Genomic DNA, 23,164 nt, shown 5'->3' with positions numbered 1-23,164 from the left:
GCCGCCAGACGTTACCAGGATTGGGTTGCTTTGAAGGAATCGAGGAGGCCTTTCAGCTTGCCTTCGATTTCGTCGTTATAGCCACCGGACTGGTTGATCTCTTGCATCAGCGGAGCGTGATCACGGTCAGCGAAAGCCAACAGAGCGGCTTCGAAGCTACCGATTTTCGCCAGTTCCACATCTTCGAGGTAACCACGCTCAGCCGCGAACAGCACCAGGCCCTGTTGTGCAACAGACATAGGGGCATACTGTTTCTGTTTCAGCAGCTCGGTCACTTTCTGACCATGGCTCAGCTGTTTACGGGTCGCTTCATCCAGATCGGAAGCGAACTGAGAGAACGCCGCCAGTTCACGATACTGCGCCAGTGCGGTACGAATACCACCGGACAGTTTCTTGATGATCTTGGTCTGAGCTGCACCACCCACACGAGATACGGAGATACCCGGGTTAACTGCCGGACGAATACCGGAGTTAAACAGGTTGGTTTCCAGGAAGATCTGACCATCGGTAATAGAAATTACGTTGGTCGGAACGAACGCAGAAACGTCACCCGCCTGGGTTTCGATGATCGGCAGCGCGGTCAGAGAACCGGTTTTACCTTTCACTTCACCTTTGGTGAAGTTTTCAACGTATTCAGCATTAACGCGGGATGCGCGCTCCAGCAGACGAGAGTGGAGATAGAATACGTCGCCCGGGAATGCTTCACGTCCTGGCGGACGACGGAGCAGCAGGGAAACCTGACGGTAAGCGACAGCCTGTTTAGACAGGTCATCGTATACGATCAGCGCATCTTCACCGCGGTCACGGAAGTATTCGCCCATTGCGCAACCGGCATACGGCGCCAGGTATTGCAGTGCAGCAGATTCAGAAGCGGTAGCCACAACAACGATGGTGTTGGACAGTGCGCCGTGCTCTTCCAGCTTACGTACCACGTTAGAAATGGTAGAGGCTTTCTGGCCGATAGCGACGTATACGCATTTGATGCCGGAATCGCGCTGGTTGATGATCGCATCGATTGCCATCGCGGTTTTACCGGTCTGACGGTCACCGATGATCAATTCACGCTGACCACGACCGATTGGGATCATGGCATCAACGGATTTATAACCCGTCTGTACCGGCTGATCGACGGACTGACGATCAATAACGCCCGGGGCGATAACTTCGATTGGCGAGAAGCCATCGTTATCAACCGGACCTTTACCGTCGATCGGCGCGCCCAGGGTGTTGACCACACGGCCAAGCAGGCCACGGCCAACAGGAACTTCCAGAATACGGCCAGTACACTTAACCTTCATGCCTTCGGCGAGGTCAGCGTACGGACCCATCACAACCGCACCTACGGAGTCGCGCTCCAGGTTCAGTGCGATAGCGTAACGGTTACCCGGCAGAGAAATCATCTCGCCCTGCATACAATCGGCCAGGCCGTGGATGCGGATAACACCGTCACTTACAGAAACAATAGTACCTTCGTTGTGAGCTTCGCTCACAACACTGAACTGAGCAATGCGCTGCTTGATCAGTTCGCTGATTTCGGTGGAATTCAGTTGCATGCTCCAGTCCCCTTAAGACTGCAAGACGTCTGCAAGGCGTTCAAGACGGCCGCGTACGCTGCCATCAATGACCATATCACCCGCTCGGATGATTACGCCTGCCATTACAGACTTATCGATATTGCAATTCAGCTTCACTTTGCGTGACAGACGTTTTTCCATCGCAGCGCGGATTTTCGAAAGCTGTTCTTCACTCAGTGCGATCGCGGAAGTCACTTCGACTTCGGCGATTGCCTCGCTGGCTGCGCGTAACTGAATAAACTGCTCAAGAACATCAGGAAGCACTTTGATTCGACCATTTTCAGCCATCACCCGGATCAGGTTCTGACCTTTGTCGTCAAGTTGCTCCCCACAGACTGCGATAAACGACTTAGCGAGCGTTTCCGGTGCTAACGCGCCGGAGATAAGCTCTGCCATGTCTTCATTTTTCGTCACCTCGGCGGCAAACGCCAGCATGTCCTGCCAGCGATCAACGCTCTGAGTTTCGACGGCAAAGTCAAAAGCTGCTTTGGCGTAGGGGCGAGCTACCGTTACAAATTCAGACATCAGCCCCTCCTCCTTACAGTTCAGCGACCAGTTTATTCACGATGTCGCTGTTAGCAGCTTCATCCACGGAACGCTCGATGATTTTCTCGGCGCCGGCTACTGCCAGCAGAGCCACTTGCTTACGCAGCTCTTCGCGGGCACGTTTGCGTTCGGCGTCAATTTCCGCCTGCGCCTGCGCCACGATTTTGGTACGTTCCTGCTCGGCTTCTGCTTTCGCTTCGTCCAGGATCTGAGAACGACGTTTGTTCGCCTGTTCAATGATTACCTGAGCTTCAGCTTTCGCTTTTTTCAGCTGGTCGGTCGCATTGGCCTGTGCAAGGTCAAGGTCCTTTTTAGCTCGTTCTGCGGAAGCAAGGCCGTCAGCAATTTCTTTCTGACGTTTTTCGATGGCAGCCATTAACGGCGGCCATACGTACTTCATGCAGAACAGAACGAACAGGACAAACGCGATGGCCTGGCCGAGGATTGTTGCGTTTAGATTCACAGCACAATGCCTCTTATCTGGTTAACGTTCTAAACAATTGCTTGAAAAGCAACCCTTACTACGCGACAGCAAACATCACGTACAGACCCAGACCCACAGCGATCATCGGGATAGCATCCACCAGACCCATTACGATAAAGAACTGAGTACGCAGCAGAGGAATCAGATCCGGCTGACGCGCTGCGCCTTCCAGGAATTTACCCCCGAGGATGCCGATACCGATCGCAGCACCGATTGCCGCCAGACCCATCATCACAGCGGCAGCCAAGTACAGCAGATCCATATTCAGGTTTTCCATGACAGTCTCCAGTTTGTTTCAGTTAAAACGTAGTAGTGTTGTTAAAAATCAATGCTCTTCGGATGCCATCGACAGATAGACAATCGTCAGAACCATGAAGATAAAGGCTTGCAGCGTAATGATCAGGATGTGGAAAATGGCCCAAGGCACATTCAGAATCCACTGTGACCACCACGGCAGAAGACCCGCGATCAGAATGAAAATCAACTCACCCGCGTACATGTTGCCGAACAGTCGCAGACCGAGTGAAACCGGTTTGGACAGCAGGCTCACGCCCTCAAGGATAAGGTTTACCGGAATAAATACCGGATGGTTGAACGGCTGGAGAGTCAGCTCTTTAGCGAAACCGCCAATACCCTTCATTTTGATGCTGTAGAACAGAATCAGGATAAATACGCCCAGCGCCATCGACAGGGTGATGTTCACGTCAGCAGACGGCACCACGCGCAGTGCAGGCAGACCCAGGACGTGCTCGCCAATCCACGGAAGGAAGTCGATAGGCAAAAGATCCATCAGGTTCATCAGGAATACCCAGACGAAAATCGTCAGGGCCAGTGGTGCGATAAGCTTGCTTTTGCCGTGGTACATGTCTTTGACGCTACCATGAACAAAACCAATCACCAGCTCAATCGCCGTCTGGAATTTCCCTGGGACACCGCTGGTGGCTTTTTTCGCTACGCTACGGAACATCACCAGGAACAACAGACCCAGAACCACTGAGAAAAACATGGAGTCGATATTCAGCGTCCAGAAGGTGGCTGGGGGGTTATGCGGATCCACCAGCGAGAAGGTACGTAAGTCAATCTGAAGGTTATTCAGATGGTGACCGATGTACTCCTGCGGTGTTGAGTATTCTCCTGCAGACATGATGCCTCTTACCCTTTGTTGTTAATTACAGCAGGTGCCAGTATCTGAACAACCAGCACCGAAACCCACGTGACTATCAGCGGCAAAAAAGCCACCTTGAAAACCGCCAGCGCCACCACCAGTAACACGAATGTTATCAACACCTTGAGCGCTTCACCGAAGGCGAAGGTCCAGGCCACTCGGCCTTTAGCGGGTGTATGCGCCTGATGACGCCAGGCAAAAATCATAAACAACATATTCGGCAGTAAGACTGCCATACCTCCGCACACGGCGGAAATGCCCCAGAAGGGGTCTTTGAGGCTAAACAGCAATCCACTTGCCATTACTGCCAGAAACTGAATAAGCAGAAGCCTGCGAGCAACGTTTCGACTATAGAGCGACACAGACATTGCGTTTCTTAACTCCTGCTCCCTTTGAGGTATGCCGCGTGTCGTATAAAACGTTCTTTGAGGCCCGGAGTCAAGCATCAAAAAGCGGTCAAATTATACGGTGCGGTCTCGTGATTTCAAACAATAAGTAGCGAAAAGGTGAATAAATGTTTAAATATTTTTCCCAAGGGCTATTTTTAAACTTTTGCAGAAACTGTGAACCTTCGGGCAAAAGTGCAAATAACGCGAAATTCCTGATGATAAAGCGTGCACTCGGTCACAAAATAAACATTTATGCACCAGCCATATTTATCGCAGCGGGAATTTGATACTTTTCATCTTTCTGATATTTAAGCCGATTTATCACAACTCTTTTTAAAACACTCATATCTACTATGAAAACGTTTTATTGACATTTTTAATAATTATTTAACATCAATATTTCGTTATCGAGGCCGATTTTTAGCGGGCTGATATTTTCATAGTTGATTATTCCAGGCGTTAATAAATCTCTCATCGTTAAATGTCAGAAAAATCCTGGTAAAAATACGGTTAAATGTAACCGAACGTATCATCGTTTTTAATGCCGTTTTTTAACATCGCAGCAACCGCACGAATGATACATTTTTTGATAAAAATTAAACTTTATTTGCTTTAACGACGACCAAATGACGCTCGCCATCCAGGTGCGGAACATGCAGTTTAACAATAGTTTCTACACTCAAATCAGCGGGTAACAGCGCAATCTCCTCTTTCGGCATTAAACCTTTAAGCGCATAGAAGCGCCCTTCTTTGCCAGGCAAATGTCTGCACCAGCTAACCATGTCGTTCAGCGAAGCGAAAGCGCGGCTTATAACGCCGTCAAACGGCGGTTCTGCCGGGAAATCTTCGACACGGCTCTGCACCGGTTCGATATTGCCGAGTTTCAATTCATGCTGAACCTGGCGCAAAAACCGTACACGTTTGCCAAGGCTGTCGAGCAAAGTGAAGTGCGATTCAGGACGGACGATCGACAATGGAATGCCTGGTAATCCTGGGCCGGTCCCGACGTCAATAAAGCGTGAGCCTTGCAGGTAAGGCGCAACCACAACGCTATCGAGGATATGGCGGATCAACATCTCGTTGGGATCGCGCACGGAAGTCAGGTTGTACGCTTTGTTCCATTTGTGCAGCAGTTCGACGTAAGCCACCAGTTGCTGTTGCTGGTGATCGGACAACGAAATACCTGCTTCATTGAGCAGACGAGAGAGTTTGTTAAGCACGGTTGTTACCTGTGGAATTAAAATGCCCGGTAAAAACCGGGCAGAAAAGTAAGATTAGGCGCTACGGCGCAGCATACCTTGTTTTTTCAGCCACACCAGCAGAATGGAGATAGCCGCCGGGGTGATCCCGGAGATGCGTGATGCCTGGCCAATGGATGACGGTTTGTGATCGTTAAGCTTGGCGATCACTTCGTTGGACAGGCCGTTAACCTGGCGGTAATCCAGCGATGCGGGCAACAGCGTGTTCTCATTGCGCTGCTGTTTTTCGATCTCATCCTGCTGACGCGCGATGTAACCCTCGTATTTCACCTGGATTTCCACCTGCTCGGCAGCTTGCTGATCGTCCAGACCCGGAGCGAACGGAGCCAACTGAACCAGCTGCTCGTAGGTCATCTCGGGACGACGCAGCAGAGCTTCACCGCTGGCTTCGCGCGACAGTGGTGCGGTCAGATGCTCGTTTACCGCAGGCGCATGTTCAGACGCTGGTGATACCCACTGGGATTTCAGGCGCTGACGTTCACGCTCGATAGTCTCCAGTTTTTCGTTGAAACGCGCCCAGCGCGCGTCATCGACCAGGCCCAGCTCACGGCCCGCTTCCGTCAGGCGCAGATCGGCATTGTCTTCGCGCAGCATCAGGCGATATTCCGCGCGGGAGGTAAACATGCGGTACGGCTCTTTCGTACCCAGGGTGCAAAGATCGTCCACCAGAACGCCAAGGTAAGCCTGATCGCGGCGCGGCGCCCAACCCTCTTTTTCAGCAGAGAAGCGCGCGGCGTTCAGCCCCGCCAACAGCCCCTGTGCTGCAGCTTCTTCATATCCGGTGGTGCCGTTAATCTGGCCGGCAAAGAACAGACCCTGGATAAATTTGCTTTCCAGCGTCAGTTTCAGGTCGCGCGGATCGAAGAAGTCGTACTCAATGGCGTAGCCAGGGCGAACAATCTTCGCGTTTTCCATTCCCTGCATGGAGCGAACAATTTGCATCTGCACATCAAACGGCAGGCTGGTGGATATACCGTTCGGGTAAATTTCGTTTGAGGTCAGCCCTTCCGGCTCAAGGAAAATCTGGTGCTGATTGCGATCGGCAAAGCGCATGACTTTATCTTCGATCGACGGGCAGTAACGCGGACCGATCCCTTCGATAACACCAGCGTACATCGGGCTACGATCGAGGTTATTGCGGATCACATCGTGGGTTTTTTCATTGGTATGCGTGACGTAGCATGGAACCTGACGCGGGTGTTGAGCAGCGTTGCCCATAAACGAGAACACCGGCATCGGGTTATCGCCATGCTGCTGGGCCAGGACGCTAAAATCGATAGTGCGTGCGTCGATACGCGGCGGTGTTCCGGTTTTCAGGCGGCTGACGCGCAGCGGCAGTTCACGCAGACGGCGCGACAGCGGAATGGATGGCGGATCACCAGCCCGACCGCCGCTGTAGTTATCAAGACCAATATGGATCTTACCGTCCAGAAATGTACCTACAGTCAGCACCACCGCTTTCGCACGGAATTTGAGCCCCATCTGGGTCACTGCGCCAACAACGCGATCGTTTTCGACAATAAGATCTTCAACCGCCTGCTGGAAGATCATCAGGTTCGGTTGGTTTTCCAGCGCCGTACGCACTGCCTGACGGTAAAGCACGCGGTCGGCCTGCGCACGAGTCGCGCGCACTGCCGGGCCTTTGCTGGCGTTTAGTATCCTAAACTGAATACCGGCCTGATCGATCGCCTTCGCCATCAACCCGCCGAGCGCATCCACTTCTTTTACCAGGTGTCCTTTCCCAATACCGCCGATCGCCGGGTTGCAGCTCATCTGCCCCAGCGTGTCGATATTGTGTGTCAAAAGCAGGGTCTGCTGACCCATACGCGCTGCGGCCATTGCGGCCTCAGTGCCTGCATGACCCCCGCCAATGATAATGACGTCAAAAGGATCCGGATAAAACATGGTGGTATGCCTCGCCTGAGCGGTTAGAAATTGGATTGAAGCCTGGGCCGTGGATTCTACTCAACTTTAGTCCAGTGAGAAAGGATCGGATCCCGGCTATTAAAAAGAAGATCTTTTATATGTAGAGATCTGTTCTATTGTGATCTCTTATTAGGATCGGCAGGTCTTGTGGATAACCCGGATCATCACTTTAAGATCAAGTCATTAGGCAGGATCATTAGCTGTGAATGATCGGTGATCCTGAACCGTATAAGCTGGGATCAAAATGGCTAGTTATACACAGGTCAAAAACTGAATCATTGTTATGCATGGGATAACTACCGGTTGATCAGTGCTTTTAAGCATAGTTATCCACATCTGATCGCACGATCTTTAATCGTTATTGAGTAAATTTTTCCAGGATCCCAGCCATTCTTCCGCCGGATCCTCCGGAATATCGTGATCAAGGATGTTGATCTTCAGTGTTTCACCGATCTTTTTTGCGCCGCATGTCGTTAATGAGGCTTCCAGTTTTTCGATCGCCTGACAGAAAGTGTCATATTCTCGACTACCGATACCAATAGCGCCAAAGCGTACCTGGGACAGATCCGGCTTTTGCTCATTCAAATCGTCTAAAAGCGGTTGCAGATTTTCGGGCAGATCGCCCGCGCCATGGGTGGAGCTGACCACCAGCCAGGTGCCCTGCAAAGTGAGATCCTCTAAAAGCGGGCCGTGCAGCGTCTCGGTACTGAAACCCGCGTCTTCCAGCTTTTCCGCCAGATGTTCTGCCACGTATTCCGCGCCGCCAAGGGTACTGCCGCTAATAAGAGTGATGTCTGCCATAAAGCCCGCTCCGTTTTACTCACCATTCGGCGATAAATAGGGGGGCATTGTACGCTGTGAATGGGCTGGGATCTACCTGTGGACAATGCGGGTATTGTTTGAGGATGAAAATGCCCGGTTAAGGGCGGATCGTACGCATGATCGGGTTTTGCAGGGAGATCAGCGTCTCTGTGGATTGGATTTCATCAATTGTTTGGATCTTGTTGATAAGTACCTGTTGCAGGGCGTCGATGGATCGACACATCACCTTTATAAAGATGCTGTAGTGACCAGTGGTGTAGTAAGCCTCGGTCACTTCCTCCAGACTTTCCAGCTTTGCCAGCGCGGAGGGGTAATCTTTGGCGCTTTTCAAAATGATGCCGATAAAGCAACAGACGTCATAACCCAATTGTTTCGGGCTTACGTCAATGCGTGCACCGGTAATGATCCCTGCCTGTTTCATTTTCTCAACGCGAACGTGAATGGTGCCGGGGCTGACGCCAAACTGTTTGGCCAGCTCAGCATACGCGGTACGTGCGTTGGCCATTAACGCGTTGAGGATGCCGCGGTCCAGATTGTCGATCTGATAATTTTCCATAGGATTTTCTTATGAATAATAATAATTCTTTCTATTTTAGCGTGTTGTTTTGACGAATAAAAAGCGTTAACGGCTTTTTAGTTGTGAATTATTGAGTTATTGCGATGTTTTATTGCTTAATGGATAGCAACAGGACACAGGAGTTACATAATGAAAACCGCTTACATCGCCAAACAACGCCAGATTGCTTTCGTGAAATCTTTTTTCTCTCGCCAGCTGGAGGAGAAACTGGGACTGATTGAAGTTCAGGCACCGATCCTTAGCCGCGTCGGTGATGGCACGCAAGATAACCTGTCGGGGTGTGAAAAAGCGGTACAGGTCAATGTGAAAACGCTGCCGGATGCCCGTTTCGAAGTGGTGCATTCACTGGCTAAATGGAAACGTCAGACGCTGGGTCAGCACGACTTCAGCGCCGGCGAAGGGCTGTACACGCACATGAAAGCCCTGCGTCCGGATGAAGATCGCCTTTCTTCTATTCACTCCGTTTATGTGGATCAGTGGGACTGGGAACGCGTACTTGGTGACGATCAACGTCAACTGACAACCTTAAAAAACACCGTTGAGGCGATCTGGTCAGGAATCAAAGAGACCGAAGCCGCCGTCAGCGAACGATTTGGTCTGGCACCGTTCCTGCCAGCTCAGATCCATTTTGTACACAGCGAAACGCTGCTCAGTCGCTTTCCGCATCTCGATGCCAAAGGGCGCGAGAGAGCGATCGCGAAAGAGCTGGGCGCAGTGTTCCTGATGGGTATTGGCGGCAAGCTTAGCGACGGCAAGCGCCACGATGTGCGCGCACCGGATTATGATGACTGGAGCACGGCGGCGGAAGCGGGTTTCAGTGGGCTGAATGGCGATATTCTGGTGTGGAACCCGGTTCTGGAAGATGCGCTGGAGCTGTCGTCAATGGGCATTCGCGTTGATGCCGAGGCCTTGACGCGCCAGTTGAAGCTAACAGGAGATGAAGACCGTTTACAGCTGGAGTGGCACCAGGCGCTGCTGCGCGGTGAGATGCCGCAAACCATCGGCGGTGGTATCGGTCAATCGCGCCTTACTATGCTGCTGCTGCAATTACCGCACATTGGGCAGGTGCAGTGCGGCGTGTGGCCTGCGCAAGTTCGCGAACAGGTTTCCGGCCTGCTTTAACGCCGCCAGCGCCGTAACAGGCGACTGCGCATCCCGGTATCGAAGCGCCAGATATGGTCGAAGATACGCATGATACCGGGCTTGCCGTGCGACGACATTGCCACCGCGTGAAAGCGATGTTGATGAATGTGCTGTAGTTCTTTTACTTTACTGACGACATCGTCCGGCAGGCGCTGGGCGATGAAATCAGAAATCACTACCGCGTCTGCGTCATACCACTCTCCACCCTGCATCCGTTCGATGATCGCGCGAAAACAGCTCGCCAGATCGGTGCCACCGCGAAAGCGTTGGCTGAGGAAACGGATCGCCTGCTCCAGCCCCAGTGTGCTGGTCAGTTCGTAGCGCACCACTTCGCTGGAAAAAAGCATAATAAAACAGCGCCGCTTGTTTGCCAGCGCCACGCGCATCAGTGCCAGGCAGAACGCTTTTGCACACTGTTCGTTAAAGCCGCCCATGGAGCCGGAGGTATCGACACAGACTATGAATGGCCCGCGCGGTTGCTCGTCAAAATCCTGGTGAATGACCGGACGTTCCGTCACTTTTTCCCGCCAGGCATCGCCGTGCAGGCGGTAAGTTAGCAACTGTTTTTCCACCAGCCGCCGGTAAAACTCATACTCCAGTTCGGTGATACCCAGCGTCGCCAGTTCAGGCGGCAATAACCGCAGGATATCGTCGCTCTGATGTAACCCATCAACCTGTTCCGGTACGATTGCCGGTTCGCGCACCAGCGTACGGAAGGTTTCCATTGGCGCATCTTTACGCGGCACCGATTTGGCTTCCCGTGAGCGGCCAAGCTGTTCAGCAAGCTGCCGGAGTTCCGGTTGTTCTTTGAGAAAATCACCGTACTTAACGATCAACTGATAGTCAGCGCGTTTGAGCTGCCCGGCGCTCATATCCCATAGTCTGCCTGCGGCGTTTTCATTTTCGATCAGTACCGGCTCGAGCTGACCGCTGAGTGTCATGCGTTCCTGCACTTCACTGAGCAATTGCTCACGCTCTTCTTCCAGTAACTGCTGATTAAAAGCGGTGGTTTGCACCACCAGGCTCAACCGCCAGCGTTGCAAAAACAGGGTATGCAGCGCGGGCGTAAAGACCGGGTTATCGACCACCATTTGTCGTGCCTGCGTCGCGAAAGGAGAGCGCAGCTTATCCAGCAAACCCAGAATTTGCGGGAGCTGAACAGTAAACTGTGAGGTTGAAAGCAACTGGTTTTGCTGGTAGCTCAGAACTTCTTGCGCCAGCTCAGGCGGCACTTCGGCCTCTTTCAGATGCTTTTTTAGTGCCTCACGCCAGCGCGGCACATCTTCAGTGATCGCGTGTTTAAGCTTGGGGAATTTTTCGAAAAACAGCGCCAGTTGCGGGGATGCCAGCAGGAGGACGATAAGTTCTTCAACCAACGCCTCTTCACTGATGGTGAGCATCACATTCAGTGTTTCCAGCGTTAGCATTGCCGTGCCTGTTGGATTTGCGCCCGGACATCCTGCAGGCTGGCTTCAATACGACCTAACCAGTCGGCTGCGATAAACAGGCATTTTTGCTGTTCATTAAAACGGGTATGTTGTTGGTGCCAGTTGTTGTCCAGCGCTTCCAGTTGCTGTTTGATCTCTTCCGGCACATTTTCTGAGGCGCTGCCACCGGGCAGAGCAAGGCGCGATCCCTGCAGGCTAACGTCGCGGATTAACAGATGCAGGCTGGTATCCACTTCCAGATTCAGCACTTGCGCAAAACCAATGCCGTTGAGTTTGCCGCGGATCTCACCGCCTTTCGCCAGCCACTGCTCCAGCGCACTGCGTTCAATGGTGACGTGAATAACCTGCAAGTCATGCAATTTTAACGGCTGTTGCAGGAGGAGTGTCAGCACCGGTTCGGTTAAATCGGCGGGCAAATCGTAATGGGGACGTCGGCTAAACATGCCACCCTGGCGGCTGACTTTGAGCGCTGTTTTGTCGCTTTGCTGTTGCTGAAGTTGCAGGTGGCGCTGCGAAATTGTGGTGAGCTGCGCAATCATCGATTGTTGTTGCCAGGCGTGCCCGGTCATCAATATTTCCAGCTGTTGTTGCAGCAAGCGCATGCCTTCGGCGTCGTGCCACAGGCAATCTTTCAGCAGGATTAAATCAATCGGCGCGACTGCATCGCGGCCGCTGAAAAAGGCGCTGGATTGCAACAGGCGGATGGCCTTTTTCCAGCGACGATCGGAAACATACGGCGCGTTCGGCAGCGCATCAAGCTGCTGGCGTAACGTATAAATAAGCTCAAAGACATTATCCGGCAGTTTGACCTTACTGATCTCCTGTTGCCAGTTGGCGTACTCTTCATCAGTGATTTGCAATTCTGCAGGCACCGGGTTGTCGTTCTCATCCTGTTGGCTAATCAGCATCGAGCGGAAATTGCCCTTCTCCTGCACTTTGTCGAGCCACAGCCGAATCAGCATGCGGTCATACAGCGCTTCAAGGCTGTTGTCCGCTTCCGGCAGTTCGTTAGAAGCGGCCACCAGCAAACGCATGGGGATTTTCTCTTCGCTGGCACCATTTCGAAAACGCCGTTCATTAATCGCGGTCAGCAGGGTGTTGAGAATGGCGGGACCTGCTTTCCAGATTTCATCCAGAAAGACAATTTCGGCTTCCGGTAAATAGCCGCTGGTTAAGCGCTCGTAGCGCCCTTCATCTTTCAATGCCTGGATGGAAAGCGGGCCAAACACCTCTTCCGGCGTGGAGAAACGGGTCATCAAATATTCGAAGGCGCGGGCATGTTTGAAGGCAAATTTCAGGCGGCGAGCAATCAGGCTTTTGGCTATACCCGGCGGACCTAAAAGAAACACACTCTCACCGCTTAGTGCCGCCAGCAAACAAAGGCGAATGGCGTGGCTGCGCTCAAAAAGCCCTTTTTCCAGCGCGATGCTTAAACGGGAAATTCTTTCTGCTAATAAATGTGAGTGAGCCATAATAGATTTGCGTCCTTTCGCCGTGTTATCCGGCTTGCAAAAGCGAGTATAGACGTTCCTGAAAGGGCTTGTAATAGACTGAAGAACGGCTTTATTTTCTTTGCGCCAGATTAATGTGGCCGCATTTAGGGGTACGATTTCATAAATAATCGTGCATACTGTGCGCTTTTTGTGGGCCAAGGGACTAAGCACACATTGTGTCATTCAATCAAAAGATTAGTCTATGAGCACTGATAATAAGCAATCATTACCAGCGGTTACGCTTGCGGCGATTGGGGTTGTCTACGGTGATATTGGCACCAGCCCACTTTATACACTTCGTGAATGTTTGTCCGGTCAGTTTGGTTTTGGCGTTGAGCGCGATGCCGTGTTTGGTTTTTTGTCGCTCATCTTCTGGCTGCTGATTTTTGTTGTTTCCATTAAGTATCTGACATTCGTTATGCGGGCGGATAACGCCGGTGAAGGCGGGATCTTAACCCTGATGTCGCTGGCCGGGCGCAATACCTCCGCAAGGATGACCTCGGTGCTGGTGATCATGGGGCTGATTGGCGGCAGCTTCTTCTATGGCGAAGTGGTCATAACGCCCGCCATTTCGGTGATGTCGGCAATCGAGGGCCTGGAGATTATCGCGCCTTCACTCGACGCCTGGATTGTACCGTTGTCGATTGTCGTTTTAACCCTGCTGTTTGCGATTCAGAAACACGGTACGGGGCTGGTGGGGAAGTTGTTTGCCCCCATTATGCTGGCGTGGTTTTTGATTCTGGCGGTGCTCGGTGTGCGCAGCATTATTGCGAACCCTGAAGTGTTGCAAGCGCTAAACCCAATGTGGGCGGTGAACTTCTTCCTGCAATATAAGGCTATCTCTTTTGTGGCGCTGGGCGCGGTAGTGCTGTCCATTACCGGGGTGGAAGCGCTGTATGCGGATATGGGCCACTTCGGTAAGCTGCCGATCCGCGTGGCGTGGTTTATTGTCGTGCTACCGTCGCTGGTGCTGAACTACTTTGGCCAAGGCGCGCTGCTGCTGAAAACGCCGGAAGCGATTAAGAACCCCTTTTTCCTGCTCGCGCCGGAATGGGCGCTGATCCCGATGCTGATTATTTCCACGCTGGCGACGGTTATCGCCTCGCAGGCGGTGATTTCCGGCGTGTTCTCACTGACGCGCCAGGCCGTGCGTCTGGGGTATCTGGCGCCGATGCGCATCATCCATACCTCGGAGATGGAATCCGGACAGATCTATATCCCGTTCATTAACTGGCTGCTCTACTTTGCGGTGGTGCTGGTTATTGTCAGCTTCGAACACTCGAGTAACCTGGCGGCGGCGTACGGGATCGCCGTAACTGGCACCATGGTGCTGACCTCGATTCTCTCCACCACGGTGGCGCGCAAAAACTGGCACTGGAACAAAGTGCTGGTGGGACTGCTTCTGCTCCTATTCCTTTCTATCGATGTGCCGTTGTTCTCGGCGAACCTCGACAAAATCGTCTCCGGTGGTTGGTTACCATTAACCCTTGGACTGGTGATGTTCCTGGTGATGACCACCTGGAAGAGCGAGCGTTTCCGCCTGCTGCGCCGTATGCATGAACACGGTAACTCTCTGGAGGCAATGATTGCCTCGCTGGAGAAATCGCCGCCGGTGCGCGTACCGGGCACAGCGGTGTATATGTCGCGTGCCCTGAACGTTATCCCGTTTGCCATGATGCATAACCTGAAGCACAACAAGGTGCTGCATGAGCGCGTGATCCTGCTGACGCTGCGTACTGAAGATGCGCCTTATGTGCACAATGTGCGCCGCGTGCAGATTGAGCAATTGTCGCCGACCTTCTGGCGTGTGGTGGCAAGCTACGGCTGGCGTGAAACGCCAAATGTGGAAGAAGTGTTCCACCGTTGCGGGCTGGAAGGGTTGAACTGCCGCATGATGGAGACCTCGTTCTTTATGTCGCATGAGTCGTTGATTGTGGGCAAACGGCCTTGGTATCTGCGCCTGCGCGGCAAACTCTATCTGGTATTGCAACGTAACGCGCTGCGCGCGCCAGATCAGTTTGAGATCCCGCCAAACCGAGTGATAGAACTGGGAACGCAGGTCGAAATTTAGTTCTGATTAAACCCCTCTTTAAGAGGGGTTTTTGCTATTAATTGCTGATGATTTCACTTAAATAAGTAAAGCTGTTTTTTTCATCATTTCGGCAAGCGAAACGTTTCGATATCGATCACACTTCTATAAAGTCAGGATGGTTTTCTGCACATTCTTCGTACTACACTGCATACAGCGAAACGTTTCGCTGATGGAGCGTAAAAAATGAAAAAAGGTCGTGTGCTGAACGCTGACATCTCGTCAGTCATCTCTCGTCTTGGTCATACTGATTCGCTGGTGGTGTGTGATGCCGGGTTGCCGGTGCCGCGTAACACGCAACGTATTGATATGGCATTAACTCAGGGCGTGCCTTCCTTTATGCAAGTACTGGAAGTGGTGACGGCGGAAATGCAGGTTGAGTCCGCGATTATCGCCTCGGAGATTAAGCAGCATAATCCGCAGCTCCATGAAACGTTGCTCAAGCATATTGAGCAGCTGCAGCAACACCAGGGAAATAGCATCGAAGTGCGGTACGTTACGCACGAGCAATTTAAAAAACACACCGCGGACAGTCATGCGGTGATTCGCAGCGGGGAGTGTTCCCCGTTTGCGAATATCATTCTCTGTGCTGGCGTGACCTTCTGAGGCCATCATGGACGCGTTATTGCAACTCAAAGGCATCGACAAAGCCTTTCCCGGCGTAAAAGCCCTCTCCGGCGCGGCGCTTAATGTTTACTCTGGCCGCGTGATGGCGTTGGTTGGTGAAAACGGTGCCGGCAAATCAACAATGATGAAAGTGCTGACGGGCATCTACACCCGTGATGCCGGTTCGCTGCTGTGGTTGGGCAAAGAAACCACGTTCACCGGGCCGAAATCCTCCCAGGAAGCGGGTATTGGCATCATCCACCAGGAACTGAACCTGATCCCGCAGCTCACCATTGCCGAGAACATCTTCCTCGGTCGTGAGTTTGTGAATCGCTTTGGCAAAATCGACTGGAAAAAGATGTTTGCCGAAGCCGACAAACTGCTGGCTAAGCTGAATCTGCGCTTTAAAAGCGAGCGGCTAGTCGGTGAACTCTCGATTGGCGATCAGCAGATGGTCGAAATCGCTAAAGTGATGAGCTACGAATCGCAGGTCATCATTATGGATGAGCCAACCGATGCCCTGACCGATACCGAAACCGAATCGCTGTTCCGCGTCATCCGCGAGCTGAAATCGCAGGGGCGCGGCATCGTCTATATTTCTCACCGCATGAAAGAGATCTTCGAGATTTGTGATGACGTGACCGTCTTCCGTGACGGGCAATTTATTGCCGAGCGTGAAGTGGCCACGCTAACCGAAGATTCGCTGATTGAGATGATGGTTGGCCGCAAGCTGGAAGATCAATATCCGCGGCTGGATAAAACGCCGGGCGAAATTCGTCTTACCGTCGATAACCTGTGCGGGCCGGGCGTGGAAAATGTCAGTTTTACGCTGCGTAAAGGCGAGATCCTTGGCGTCGCCGGGCTGATGGGCGCGGGACGTACCGAGCTGATGAAGGTGCTGTATGGCGCACTGCCGCGCACCAGCGGCTATGTGACGCTCGACGGCCATGAAGTGATCACCCGCTCACCGCAGGACGGTCTGGCAAACGGTATTGTTTACATTTCAGAAGACCGCAAGCGCGACGGGCTGGTGCTCGGTATGTCGGTTAAAGAGAACATGTCGCTGACCGCGCTGCGTTACTTCAGCCATGCGGGCGGTACGCTGAAACACAAAGATGAGCAGCAGGCGGTAAGTGATTTTATTCGTCTGTTTAATGTGAAAACGCCCTCAATGGAGCAGGCAATCGGTTTGCTCTCCGGCGGGAACCAGCAAAAAGTGGCGATTGCGCGCGGTCTGATGACCCGGCCGAAAGTGCTGATCCTCGACGAGCCGACGCGTGGTGTCGACGTTGGGGCGAAGAAAGAGATTTATCAGTTAATTAACCAGTTTAAGGCCGATGGCCTGAGCATCATTCTTGTCTCCTCCGAAATGCCGGAAGTGTTGGGCATGAGCGATCGCATAATGGTGATGCATGAAGGGCATCTCGGCGGGGAATTCACGCGCGAGCAGGCCACTCAGGAAGTGTTGATGGCTGCCGCTGTGGGCAAGCTTAATCGTGTGAATCAGGAGTAAAAAAGATGACTACCCAGGCTGTTTCTGGTCGCCGTTATTTCACCAAAGCATGGTTGATGGAACAAAAATCGTTGATTGCCCTGCTGGTGCTGATTGCGATTGTTTCGACCATGAGCCCGAACTTTTTTACCGTCAATAACCTGTTAAACATCCTGCAACAGACCTCAGTAAACGCCATTATGGCGGTCGGTATGACGCTTGTGATTTTGACTTCGGGAATCGATCTGTCCGTCGGTTCTCTGTTAGCGCTCACCGGCGCAGTTGCCGCCTCGCTAGTGGGAATGGAAGTTAACGCGTTGGTGGCGGTTGTCGGTGCACTGGCGCTTGGCGCGGCTGTTGGCGCACTGACCGGTACGATTGTCGCGAAAGGCCGCGTGCAGGCGTTTATCGCTACGCTGGTGATGATGTTGCTGCTGCGCGGCGTGACGCTGGTTTATACCAACGGTAGCCCGGTGAATACGGGTTTTACTGATAACGCGGATGTGTTTGGCTGGTTCGGTATTGGTCGCCCGTTCGGCATTCCGACGCCGGTGTGGCTGATGGCCGTCGTCTTTATCGCTGCGTGGTATCTGTTGCATCACACCCGTTTGGGCCGCTATATCTATGCGTTAGGCGGTAACGAAGCGGCAACGCGCTTGTCCGGTATCAGCGTTGATAAAGTCAAAGTTATCGTTTACTCCCTGTGCGGCCTTCTGGCTTCGCTGGCAGGCATTATTGAAGTGGCGCGTCTTTCCTCGGCGCAACCTACTGCGGGAGCCGGTTATGAGCTGGATGCTATCGCTGCGGTTGTTTTGGGTGGGACCAGTCTCGCAGGTGGCAAAGGACGTATTGTCGGCACATTAATCGGCGCGCTGATCCTTGGCTTCCTCAATAATGGATTGAATTTGTTGAGCGTTTCCTCCTATTACCAGATGATCGTTAAAGCAGTGGTTATTCTGCTCGCGGTGCTGGTAGACAACAAAAAGCAGTAATTACCTACACAACAGGACTCATGAAAATGAACATGAAAAAACTGGCCACTCTGGTTTCTGCTGTTGCACTGAGCGCCACCGTAAGCGCGAACGCGATGGCGAAAGACTCTATTGCTCTGGTGATTTCCACGTTGAACAACCCGTTCTTTGTTTCCCTGAAGGATGGCGCGCAGAAAGAAGCGGACAAACTGGGTTATGACCTGGTGGTACTGGACTCGCAAAACAACCCGGCGAAAGAGCTGGCGAACGTGCAGGACTTGACCGTGCGCGGCACCAAATTGCTGCTGATCAACCCGACCGATTCCGACGCTGTAGGTAACGCTGTGAAAATGGCAAACCAGGCGAAAATCCCGGTAATCACTCTTGACCGTGTGGCTTCCAGCGGCGAAGTGGTGAGCCATATCGCTTCTGATAACGTGCTCGGCGGTAAAATTGCCGGGGATTACATTGCCAGAAAAGCGGGCGAAGGCGCGAAAGTTATCGAACTGGCAGGTATTGCCGGGACTTCCGCTGCGCGTGAACGTGGCGAAGGTTTCCAGCAGGCGGTTGCTGCACACAAATTTAACGTGCTGGCCAGCCAGCCGGCTGATTTCGACCGCACTAAGGGCCTGAACGTGATGCAGAACCTGCTGACTGCGCATCCGGATGTGCAGGCTGTTTTCGCGCAGAACGATGAAATGGCGCTGGGTGCGCTGCGCGCGCTGCAAACTGCCGGTAAATCCGACGTGATGGTCGTGGGCTTTGACGGTACGCCAGACGGCGTGAAAGCGGTGAACGACGGTAAACTGGCTGCAACTATCGCTCAGTTGCCGGAGCAGATCGGCGCGAAAGGCGTGGATACCGCAGACAAAGTGTTGAAGGGTGAAAAGGTTTACGCCAAAAACCCGGTTGATTTGAAACTGGTTATCAAGCAGTAATTCGTCATTCTGGTGGAGGGCAAAAACCTTTCGCCTGAGGGACAATACAAAAAAGAAAAGCATGGCACGCGCCACCGAAAGGTGGCGCATTTTACGGACAAGCTCATCATGAAAACCGCAGGCAAACTCGTTGTCCTTGGCAGTATTAATGCCGATCACATTCTTAACCTTGAATCTTTCCCTACTCCGGGCGAAACCGTGACTGGCAGCCAGTATCAGGTTGCTTTTGGCGGTAAAGGAGCAAATCAGGCGGTAGCCGCCGGACGTAGCGGTGCTGATATTGCATTTATCGCCTGTACCGGCGATGACGATACCGGTACGCGCGTACGTAAGCAGCTCCAGAGCGACAATATTGATGTTGCGCCGGTGAGTGTTGTTGCGGGTGAATCTACAGGTGTGGCGCTGATTTTCGTCAACGGTGAAGGTGAGAATGTTATCGGTATTCATGCGGGAGCGAATGCGGCGCTCTCGATTGAACGCGTCAACGCGCAGCATGACCTGATTGCGCAGGCTTCTGCGCTGTTAATGCAACTGGAATCGCCAGTTGAGAGCGTGCTGTCGGCAGCGCGTATCGCGCATCAGAACAATACCATCGTGGCGCTGAATCCGGCTCCGGCGCGTGAACTTTCAGATGAACTGCTGGCGCTAGTGGATATCATCACGCCAAATGAAACTGAAGCGGAAAAACTTACCGGAATTAAGGTATCCAGCGATGAAGATGCCGCGCGGGCTGCACAGGCGCTTCACGCCAAAGGTATTAAAACGGTGATTATCACTCTCGGTAGCCGTGGCGTGTGGGCCAGCGTTAATGGCGAAGGCAAACGCGTACCGGGTTTTAAAGTGAAAGCCATCGATACCATTGCGGCGGGTGACACCTTTAACGGTGCGTTGCTGACCGCGCTACTGGAAGATAAACCTCTGGATGAGGCGATTCGTTTTGCTCATGCGGCGGCGGCGATTGCCGTCACGCGTAAGGGTGCGCAACCGTCTGTGCCGTGGCGCAATGAGATTGACGATTTTCTCTCTTCGCAGAGGTGATGCTTGGCGACCATGAAGGATGTTGCCCGCGTGGCGGGCGTTTCCACTTCGACCGTTTCCCACGTAATTAACAAAGATCGCTTTGTGAGTGAGGCTATCCGCGAAAAAGTGGACGCGGCGATCAAGACGCTGAATTATGCGCCTTCTGCTATCGCGCGTAGCCTGAAGATCAACCAGACGCGTACGATTGGTATGCTTATCACCGCGAGTACGAATCCGTTTTACTCGGAATTGGTTCGTGGCGTGGAGCGCAGCTGCTTCGAGCGAGGTTACAGCCTGGTGTTGTGCAACACCGAGGGTGACGAGCAGCGGATGAACCGCAACCTGGAAACATTGATGCAAAAACGCGTCGATGGGTTGCTGTTGCTGTGTACCGAAACGCACCAGCCCTCGCAAGAGATCATGCAGCGCTATCCTTCAATTCCTACAGTGATGATGGACTGGGCACCCTTCGATGGCGATAGCGATCTGATTCAGGATAACTCGTTGCTCGGCGGCGATATGGCGACGCAATATCTGATTGGCAAAGGGCATACGCGCATCGCTTGTATTACCGGCCCGCTGGATAAAACGCCCGCACGTCTGCGCCTGGAAGGGTATCGCGAAGCGATGACCCGCGCCGGGTTGGTGATCCGTGAAGGGGATGAGATCGAGAGCGATTTTGAGTTTGGCGGCGGTTTCGACGCGATGCAGGCATTACTGGCAATGAACGAGCGCCCGCAGGCGGTATTTATTGGTAATGATGCGATGGCTGTGGGCGCATATCAGGCGCTTTACCAGGCAGGGCTGAAAATCCCGCAGGATATGGCTATCGTCGGTTATGACGATATTGAGCTGGCGCGCTACATGACGCCGCCGCTCACCACGATTCATCAACCGAAAGATGAACTGGGTGAGCTGGCGATTGACGTGCTTATCCACCGGATTGCGGAGCCTGGTTTGCAACAGCAGCGTTTGCAGCTCACGCCAATATTAATGGAGCGCGGTTCAGCCTGATTTTTTGTGCCGTTCTTTAATCAGATTGCGGCCATCTTTTGCTTTCAACAACATAAACACCAGTGCGGAAACCAGCGTGATCGCGCCCATGGTAATAAAGGTGTAGTGGAATTGCTCCACCGTGTTTGTGCTGTCAAACCCTTCATAGAAACGCAGCACCGCTGCGCTAACCGCCACGCCGAGGCTTATCGACAGTTGCTGTGTTACCGCCAGCACACTATTGCCGCTGCTGGCGTTCTCGTCGGTTAAGTCTGCAAGCGTAATGGTGTTCATTGAAGTGAACTGCGTGGACATTGCCATCCCGAGGATGAACAGCGGCAATACCAGCATCCATATCGCCATCGCCGGCGTTTGTAAGGCGAACTGGGCAATCATCAAACCAATAAACAGCGTGATACCAACCAGCGTTTTACGGTAACCAAGCCTGCGCAATATCTGGGTTACCATTGATTTTGCCAGAATAGAACCCAGCGCGGTGGGGGCCATCATGCAACCGGCAATCAATGCCGGATAACCAAATCCCACCTGTAACATTAGCGGCATCAAAAAGGGCACACAGCCGGTACCCAAACGCGAAGCAATATTTCCGGCAACGCCGACGGAAAAGGTGCGGGTGTTAAACAGGTTGAGCGATATCAATGGTGTCGGATGGCGACGCGCGTGGCGGATGTAGAACAGTAGCAGCAAAATGCCGCTCAAAATGATGGTAAAGGCAAGCCAACTGGCGACCAGCTTCTCACCGAATAATTCCATCCCGCTTGAGAACAGCACCAGGCTCAAACCGAACAGAAAAAAACCACCCATATCGAAACTGCGCCGTGGCGTGGTGAAGTTCGGCATGTATTTACGTGCATAAAACAGCCCGGCGAGGCCAATCGGGATATTAATTAAGAAGATCCAGTGCCAGCTTGCCCAGGTGACTAACACGCCTCCCATCACTGGCCCCAGAATCGGCCCGACAAGCCCAGGCATAGTGACGAAGTTCAGTACCGGCAGCAATTCGCTGCGCGGGTAAGCCCGGAGCAATGCCAGGCGTGCAACCGGCATCATCATTGCGCCGCCTATACCCTGAATCACGCGGAACACGACCAGCATCGATAGTGAATTCGAAAGCGCGCAGGCCAGCGAACCAAGAGTAAACAGGCTGACCGCCAGCATAAAGACGCGCCGTGTACCGAAACGATCGGCCAGCCAGCCGCTCATGGGGATAAGCATGGCGACTGTTAGCGTGTAGCTGATAATTGTCGATTGCATTGCTAAAGGGGAACGACCAAGGCTTTGTGCTATTGCGGGGAGTGCGGTGTTAAGAATTGTGGCATCCAGTGCCTGCATAAAAAAAGCCATTGCCGCAATCCACGGCAGGCCGGCCATACTGCGCGCTTTCTTCTCTGTCATACCATGTCCTGTTAATTCGGCGTATTCAGTAACAGTTGGCACGCCCGGAACGCGCTGTCACCATCGCTTTCCTGGATGGCGTCCACAATCGCCTGGTGAAGGTCGAGCTTGACCACTTCATTTTGTGTAATAGAGGTAAAGTAGGTGTGATAGATAGAATGAAACAGTGTGGAGAAAGAAATAAGAAACGGGTTATCGCTCATCGCATAGATATGTTCATGCCATGCCATATCGACTTCTACCCAGCGTTCACGGTTGAAGTTCTTTTTCAGAAACACCATCTCTTCCATTAATGTATTGAGATACGCTTTTTGTTCCGCACTGCCCAGCGTGGCGGCAAGCAGACATGCCTGAGGCTCAAGACTGCTGCGCATAATGAGAAAGTGTTGAACAACATCCTTGAAGTTATCCTCATGCATCCACCAGGAGAGCAGCTCCTTATCAAGGAAGTTCCAGTTTCCGCGAGGCATGACGCGAGTACCGATACGCGGGCGGGGTAATACCATCCCTTTTGCGGTTAATGTCTTTACCGCTTCTCTGACAGCGGTGCGGCTTACGCCAAACTTCTCGCCCAGCTCCATCTCACCCGGCAGAATACTACCAGGTGCATATTCTCCCTTCAGGATTTGTTGCGCCAGTTTCTCGGCCAAAACCCATGAGATGTTTTTCTGCGCGGCAAGTTGTTGTGCGTTTAGCGGCATTTTTACTTCCTTATTTCTTTATTTCACGGGCTAGTATGCCATTCGATACCTTTCAGTGGTGGCAAAAACAGCGAAATCGGCAATTAATGCCGCTTTTTACCACGCTTTGTTG

The 23,164-nt window shown here is 52.6% G+C and carries 22 protein-coding genes; 8 read left to right on the top strand and 14 right to left on the bottom strand.

The window, feature by feature from the left end:
- Positions 1-11: 11 nt before the first annotated feature.
- From atpA to asnC, 10 genes are all read right to left on the bottom strand, one after another.
- Entirely contained in the window at positions 12-1,553 is a 1,542-nt protein-coding gene (gene atpA / locus E0L21_RS21225) for a F0F1 ATP synthase subunit alpha (protein ID WP_131412997.1), read from the bottom strand.
- Between the two features lie 12 nt (positions 1,554-1,565).
- Positions 1,566-2,099 carry a F0F1 ATP synthase subunit delta gene (gene atpH, locus E0L21_RS21220; RefSeq protein WP_131412995.1) on the bottom strand — a complete coding sequence of 178 codons (534 nt, stop codon included), beginning with the start codon at positions 2,097-2,099 and terminating at the stop codon, positions 1,566-1,568.
- A gap of 13 nt (positions 2,100-2,112) precedes the next feature.
- Complete coding sequence (gene atpF, locus E0L21_RS21215) at positions 2,113-2,583, bottom strand: F0F1 ATP synthase subunit B (protein WP_017458044.1); 471 nt, start codon at positions 2,581-2,583, stop codon at positions 2,113-2,115.
- Positions 2,584-2,641: 58 nt separating this feature from the next.
- The gene (gene atpE / locus E0L21_RS21210) at positions 2,642-2,881 is read right to left on the bottom strand and encodes a F0F1 ATP synthase subunit C (protein ID WP_007369368.1); all 240 of its coding nucleotides are present in this window, start codon (positions 2,879-2,881) and stop codon (positions 2,642-2,644) included.
- A 48-nt stretch (positions 2,882-2,929) separates the two neighbouring features.
- Positions 2,930-3,748, bottom strand: coding sequence for a F0F1 ATP synthase subunit A (atpB, locus tag E0L21_RS21205; RefSeq protein WP_017458043.1), 819 nt, complete (start codon positions 3,746-3,748; stop codon positions 2,930-2,932).
- Positions 3,749-3,756: 8 nt separating this feature from the next.
- On the bottom strand, positions 3,757-4,137 hold the full coding sequence (atpI, locus tag E0L21_RS21200; protein WP_131412993.1) for a F0F1 ATP synthase subunit I: 381 nt from the start codon (positions 4,135-4,137) through the stop codon (positions 3,757-3,759).
- Between the two features lie 617 nt (positions 4,138-4,754).
- Positions 4,755-5,378 carry a 16S rRNA (guanine(527)-N(7))-methyltransferase RsmG gene (rsmG, locus tag E0L21_RS21195; RefSeq protein WP_131412991.1) on the bottom strand — a complete coding sequence of 208 codons (624 nt, stop codon included), beginning with the start codon at positions 5,376-5,378 and terminating at the stop codon, positions 4,755-4,757.
- Between the two features lie 54 nt (positions 5,379-5,432).
- Positions 5,433-7,322, bottom strand: a complete 1,890-nt coding sequence (gene mnmG / locus E0L21_RS21190) for a tRNA uridine-5-carboxymethylaminomethyl(34) synthesis enzyme MnmG (RefSeq protein ID WP_131412989.1) — start codon at positions 7,320-7,322, stop codon at positions 5,433-5,435.
- Positions 7,323-7,694: 372 nt separating this feature from the next.
- A complete protein-coding gene (gene mioC / locus E0L21_RS21185; protein WP_131412987.1) occupies positions 7,695-8,144 on the bottom strand; it encodes an FMN-binding protein MioC in 450 nt (149 codons plus the stop codon).
- A 118-nt stretch (positions 8,145-8,262) separates the two neighbouring features.
- On the bottom strand, positions 8,263-8,721 hold the full coding sequence (gene asnC, locus E0L21_RS21180) for a transcriptional regulator AsnC (RefSeq protein ID WP_131412985.1): 459 nt from the start codon (positions 8,719-8,721) through the stop codon (positions 8,263-8,265).
- 150 nt (positions 8,722-8,871) lie between these two features.
- On the opposite strand from asnC, the gene asnA reads away from it, so the two are divergent.
- A complete protein-coding gene (gene asnA / locus E0L21_RS21175; RefSeq protein WP_131412983.1) occupies positions 8,872-9,864 on the top strand; it encodes an aspartate--ammonia ligase in 993 nt (330 codons plus the stop codon).
- Here asnA and viaA read toward each other — a convergent pair.
- A complete protein-coding gene (gene viaA, locus E0L21_RS21170; RefSeq protein WP_131412981.1) occupies positions 9,861-11,312 on the bottom strand; it encodes an ATPase RavA stimulator ViaA in 1,452 nt (483 codons plus the stop codon). The two genes, asnA and viaA, sit on opposite strands and share 4 nt — an antisense overlap.
- Positions 11,306-12,805 carry an ATPase RavA gene (gene ravA / locus E0L21_RS21165; RefSeq protein ID WP_131412979.1) on the bottom strand — a complete coding sequence of 500 codons (1,500 nt, stop codon included), beginning with the start codon at positions 12,803-12,805 and terminating at the stop codon, positions 11,306-11,308. The genes viaA and ravA overlap by 7 nt, the downstream gene beginning before the upstream one ends.
- Before the next feature lie 223 nt (positions 12,806-13,028).
- Between ravA and kup the strand changes: the two genes are divergently transcribed.
- From kup to rbsR, 7 genes are all read left to right on the top strand, one after another.
- The gene (gene kup, locus E0L21_RS21160; protein ID WP_131412977.1) at positions 13,029-14,897 is read left to right on the top strand and encodes a low affinity potassium transporter Kup; all 1,869 of its coding nucleotides are present in this window, start codon (positions 13,029-13,031) and stop codon (positions 14,895-14,897) included.
- A 204-nt stretch (positions 14,898-15,101) separates the two neighbouring features.
- Complete coding sequence (gene rbsD / locus E0L21_RS21155) at positions 15,102-15,521, top strand: D-ribose pyranase (RefSeq protein ID WP_131412975.1); 420 nt, start codon at positions 15,102-15,104, stop codon at positions 15,519-15,521.
- 7 nt (positions 15,522-15,528) lie between these two features.
- Positions 15,529-17,034 (top strand): ribose ABC transporter ATP-binding protein RbsA, encoded by a 1,506-nt coding sequence (rbsA, locus tag E0L21_RS21150; protein ID WP_131412973.1) that lies wholly within the window; start codon positions 15,529-15,531, stop codon positions 17,032-17,034.
- Positions 17,035-17,039: 5 nt separating this feature from the next.
- A complete protein-coding gene (gene rbsC, locus E0L21_RS21145) occupies positions 17,040-18,005 on the top strand; it encodes a ribose ABC transporter permease (protein WP_017458032.1) in 966 nt (321 codons plus the stop codon).
- 26 nt (positions 18,006-18,031) lie between these two features.
- Positions 18,032-18,922, top strand: coding sequence for a ribose ABC transporter substrate-binding protein RbsB (gene rbsB, locus E0L21_RS21140; RefSeq protein WP_131412971.1), 891 nt, complete (start codon positions 18,032-18,034; stop codon positions 18,920-18,922).
- Between the two features lie 108 nt (positions 18,923-19,030).
- Positions 19,031-19,960 (top strand): ribokinase, encoded by a 930-nt coding sequence (gene rbsK / locus E0L21_RS21135; protein ID WP_131412969.1) that lies wholly within the window; start codon positions 19,031-19,033, stop codon positions 19,958-19,960.
- A 3-nt stretch (positions 19,961-19,963) separates the two neighbouring features.
- A complete protein-coding gene (rbsR, locus tag E0L21_RS21130) occupies positions 19,964-20,956 on the top strand; it encodes a ribose operon transcriptional repressor RbsR (RefSeq protein WP_131412967.1) in 993 nt (330 codons plus the stop codon).
- Here the strand turns inward: rbsR and mdtD are convergent.
- Both mdtD and E0L21_RS21120 read right to left on the bottom strand, forming a co-directional pair.
- Positions 20,948-22,351: a multidrug transporter subunit MdtD gene (gene mdtD / locus E0L21_RS21125; RefSeq protein ID WP_131412965.1), complete on the bottom strand. Its 1,404-nt coding sequence runs from the start codon at positions 22,349-22,351 to the stop codon at positions 20,948-20,950. The two genes, rbsR and mdtD, sit on opposite strands and share 9 nt — an antisense overlap.
- Before the next feature lie 11 nt (positions 22,352-22,362).
- Positions 22,363-23,052 carry a FadR/GntR family transcriptional regulator gene (locus E0L21_RS21120; RefSeq protein WP_131412963.1) on the bottom strand — a complete coding sequence of 230 codons (690 nt, stop codon included), beginning with the start codon at positions 23,050-23,052 and terminating at the stop codon, positions 22,363-22,365.
- Between the last annotated feature and the right edge of the window lie 112 nt (positions 23,053-23,164).

It is taken from the genome of Kosakonia quasisacchari, from assembly GCF_004331415.1.
Taxonomy (GTDB): Bacteria; Pseudomonadota; Gammaproteobacteria; order Enterobacterales; family Enterobacteriaceae; genus Kosakonia; species Kosakonia quasisacchari.
Note: the sequence above shows the minus strand (reverse complement) of the source record. Positions and strands in the feature narration are given on the sequence as shown.

Coding starts and splice junctions, on each gene's coding strand:
- rbsB (WP_131412971.1), top strand. CDS start 18,032: ATGAACATGAAAAAACTGGCCACTCTGGTTTCTGCTGTTGCACTGAGC.
- mdtD (WP_131412965.1), bottom strand. CDS start 22,351: ATGACAGAGAAGAAAGCGCGCAGTATGGCCGGCCTGCCGTGGATTGCG.
- atpI (WP_131412993.1), bottom strand. CDS start 4,137: ATGTCTGTGTCGCTCTATAGTCGAAACGTTGCTCGCAGGCTTCTGCTT.
- ravA (WP_131412979.1), bottom strand. CDS start 12,805: ATGGCTCACTCACATTTATTAGCAGAAAGAATTTCCCGTTTAAGCATC.
- asnA (WP_131412983.1), top strand. CDS start 8,872: ATGAAAACCGCTTACATCGCCAAACAACGCCAGATTGCTTTCGTGAAA.
- asnC (WP_131412985.1), bottom strand. CDS start 8,721: ATGGAAAATTATCAGATCGACAATCTGGACCGCGGCATCCTCAACGCG.
- rbsA (WP_131412973.1), top strand. CDS start 15,529: ATGGACGCGTTATTGCAACTCAAAGGCATCGACAAAGCCTTTCCCGGC.
- rbsC (WP_017458032.1), top strand. CDS start 17,040: ATGACTACCCAGGCTGTTTCTGGTCGCCGTTATTTCACCAAAGCATGG.
- atpH (WP_131412995.1), bottom strand. CDS start 2,099: ATGTCTGAATTTGTAACGGTAGCTCGCCCCTACGCCAAAGCAGCTTTT.
- atpA (WP_131412997.1), bottom strand. CDS start 1,553: ATGCAACTGAATTCCACCGAAATCAGCGAACTGATCAAGCAGCGCATT.
- atpE (WP_007369368.1), bottom strand. CDS start 2,881: ATGGAAAACCTGAATATGGATCTGCTGTACTTGGCTGCCGCTGTGATG.
- kup (WP_131412977.1), top strand. CDS start 13,029: ATGAGCACTGATAATAAGCAATCATTACCAGCGGTTACGCTTGCGGCG.
- atpB (WP_017458043.1), bottom strand. CDS start 3,748: ATGTCTGCAGGAGAATACTCAACACCGCAGGAGTACATCGGTCACCAT.
- mnmG (WP_131412989.1), bottom strand. CDS start 7,322: ATGTTTTATCCGGATCCTTTTGACGTCATTATCATTGGCGGGGGTCAT.
- rbsK (WP_131412969.1), top strand. CDS start 19,031: ATGAAAACCGCAGGCAAACTCGTTGTCCTTGGCAGTATTAATGCCGAT.
- rbsD (WP_131412975.1), top strand. CDS start 15,102: ATGAAAAAAGGTCGTGTGCTGAACGCTGACATCTCGTCAGTCATCTCT.
- E0L21_RS21120 (WP_131412963.1), bottom strand. CDS start 23,052: ATGCCGCTAAACGCACAACAACTTGCCGCGCAGAAAAACATCTCATGG.
- viaA (WP_131412981.1), bottom strand. CDS start 11,312: ATGCTAACGCTGGAAACACTGAATGTGATGCTCACCATCAGTGAAGAG.
- mioC (WP_131412987.1), bottom strand. CDS start 8,144: ATGGCAGACATCACTCTTATTAGCGGCAGTACCCTTGGCGGCGCGGAA.